2 protein-coding genes and 1 pseudogene are annotated in these 2,675 nt (G+C 66.7%); 2 read left to right on the forward strand and 1 reads right to left on the reverse strand.

Annotated features, from left to right (window positions below):
* Window positions 1-474: hypothetical protein (locus ACP5E6_RS16885; RefSeq protein ID WP_427956127.1), on the reverse strand; the 474-nt coding region annotated here is incomplete at its 3' end.
* Window positions 475-754: 280 nt separating this feature from the next.
* On the opposite strand from ACP5E6_RS16885, the gene ACP5E6_RS16890 reads away from it, so the two are divergent.
* Both ACP5E6_RS16890 and ACP5E6_RS16895 read left to right on the forward strand, forming a co-directional pair.
* Entirely contained in the window at window positions 755-1,135 is a 381-nt protein-coding gene (locus tag ACP5E6_RS16890) for a hypothetical protein (protein ID WP_427956129.1), read from the forward strand.
* Window positions 1,135-2,675, forward strand: a pseudogene (locus tag ACP5E6_RS16895) (MobF family relaxase); the annotation flags it as partial. The gene ACP5E6_RS16890 and the pseudogene ACP5E6_RS16895, both read left to right, overlap by 1 nt.

Here is a 2,675-nt window from a genome sequence, read left to right on the forward strand (position 1 = left end):
GCCGGCATCACCTCTGGTCGCCGGCACCGAAATCGGCGCCGGTGCCGGGAACTGTGCCGCCGTCATTCCTTTCGTGCGTCGTGTCCCGATCGCCTGGTCCGTACGCTCACCAGCGACAGTCCCCCCACCGGGACCAGGACCGGAACCAGCTGCCCCGGTTCCCGTCCTGCCCGCGGCCCTGGGCAGGGGTGGCAGGGATCGTTGGTGGGCGATGACGGCGCGGGCGCGTTTCCAGCACTGGCGGGCGGATTCGGGTTTGAGGGGCTGGCCCTTGCCGTTGAGGAAGCCATGATCGGCGAGGTAGCTGCAGAAGCGGGTCCAGTTGACGCGTCGTCGGGCGAACAGGGCGATGAGATCATCGTGATGATCCATCATCCAGACGATCAACGGGGCGCGGGCGCCGGGTGCCTGATGCATGGCGGCATCGAGTTCGGCGAGATCGATGATCGGTGGGGTCGAGGTCTCGTTCAGCATGGCATTGGGATCATAGAGAAAACGCTGCCCTCTCTTCATGAATTTTTGGCATCTCGGCTCAACGACGGGTCACATCATGGTGAATACTCGGCTGTAGAACGAGACTTAATCGGTGTAATGTTGGTGTTTATCCGTATGAGATACGGCTCAGAGTCCGGTACTGATCCGGCCAGAGATCGGCTCGGAAAGCCGTTAAGTATAGTCACAGACCATTGCACCCATGGTGCTTGTTTTCAGACACCATAATTGGTTATGGTGGGGTCAGGCAAGGAGAATTGCCATGGCCCATCCGACGGCCCCGGCTGCGCATTCGACGGACGCGAGACTGGACCAGATCACGCAGGTTCTGCGGCTGATGCTGGAGACGCAGCAGACCCACACGGAGATGCTGGCGAAGGTGATCGAGGCGGCGACACCCTCGGAGGAGAGTTCCCTGGAGGGGGCGATGCGGTCGGTGGCGGTAGCGCTGCGCGACCAGACAAATGCCCTTGTCCGTGTCCAGGAGAAGCTGGGCGGCTTGGGCCGCGAGATCGAGGCCGGGGTGGTGCGCGGGATGAATACCGCACTCGGGATCGATCCCGATGCGTCCGACCCGCTGATCGGCCGCTCCGGCGCTGATCCCCTTCCCCCTCCTCCCGCGCCACCGGCGGCGCGTCGCTGATGCTGACGTTCCGGGCCGGTGCTGCGTTATCGACGGGATCGGCGACCAAGATGGCCGATCATCTGATGACGCAGACCCTGCCGGCGACGGCGCAGGATCTGGCGCTCTATTATCAGCGCGGCATGACCTACCGGGATGGGGTGTGGCGGCCGGGTGAAACCCCCGTTCTATCCCCCGGCATCGCTGCGCAGGGCGTGCTGGAGCTGACGGTTGGCGGGGGCGTCGCATCGGGCGCTCACGATACAGAGACCTCATCAGTCGCGGCAGCGCCGGCGTCATCGGCAGCGGCCGCGACGCCGGATGATCCACGGGCGGGCGATGTGGTGCGACCGGGCACGATCCCGGAACCGCGCCGGGACATGGACCCGCGTCTGGCCGAACTCCTGGCGATCGATCTGACCCGTCCGGTGACCCGCGACGAGATCGCCCATCTGCTGGCCGGGCAGCGGGCGGATGGGGCGCGGATCACCGGCAAGCAGTATCAGCGCGGCACCGAAGCGCTGGCCGAGGTGTTCGGGCTTGATCCGATGCGGGTGCCGACGCGGGCGGAACTGGCCAACATCCTCGATGGCAAACGTGCCGATGGCACGCCCCTGCCGGCGGATCCGGCGCAGCAGAGCGGCGAACAGGCGGCGATGCCGTTGAAGCAGATCGCGGTGACCGAGGCGCTCGATGCGGCGGGGGTGCGCTATCAGAAACGCGGCAATCGGGTGCGGCTGCAGGCGAGCTGGCGGGGTGGCGAGGGCTGGACCGTCTCGGTGAATGCCAGCACCGGGGTGTGGAAGGATTTTGCGACCGGGGATGTCGGGGGTTTTGCGGCCTTGCGCCAGCATCTGAGCCTGGGGGCGGCGCGCGAGATCGGCACGATCGATCCCGAGGTTGCGGCGGCCCAGACAGCGAAACAGGACGAAGCCCGGCAGGCGACGGCGCGGCGGGCGTGGCGGGATGCGGTGGACGGGGCGGGCGAGCTGGTGGCACCGGTGTTCAAGGGCAGTGTCGGGGTCAAAAGCCGCAAGCGCGCGGCATGGCAGGCGCAGGTCGAGACCACCGAGGCGTGGCGGGCGATCGGGCGGCGGTATTTCGAGCGGCGGGGGCTGGATGCGGATTGGCTGCTGCCCCAGGTGAAATTCGCACCCCTTCACGGAAAATACGATGCGAGTGAGATCGCTGCGGGTGCCGCGGTGGCGATGGTGACGCCGATGTATGGGCTCGATGAGGCGGGCAGGATCAAGCTGACCGGGGTGCAGCGGACCTATCTGACCGAGGCGGGCGAGAAGACCGGCCGCAAGATGCTGGGACAGGCGGGCAGCTGGTGGCTGCCGCCCCCGGTGTCGTCGAGCCAGGCGGCGTTGCCGATCGCGGGCCACGCCAAGATGATGCTGGTGGGTGAAGGGTTCGAGACGGTGGCCAGCGTGGTGCAGACGAGCGGTCATGCCGGGGTGGTGGGCTACAATGCCGGCGGGGTGGTCGCCTGGGCCGGCAAGTATCGCGGCACCGAGCCGATCGGGTTTCTGGTGGATCGCGACAATCCGAAGATTTA

It is taken from the genome of Acidiphilium sp. (assembly GCF_049977125.1).
GTDB lineage: Bacteria > Pseudomonadota > Alphaproteobacteria > Acetobacterales > Acetobacteraceae > Acidiphilium.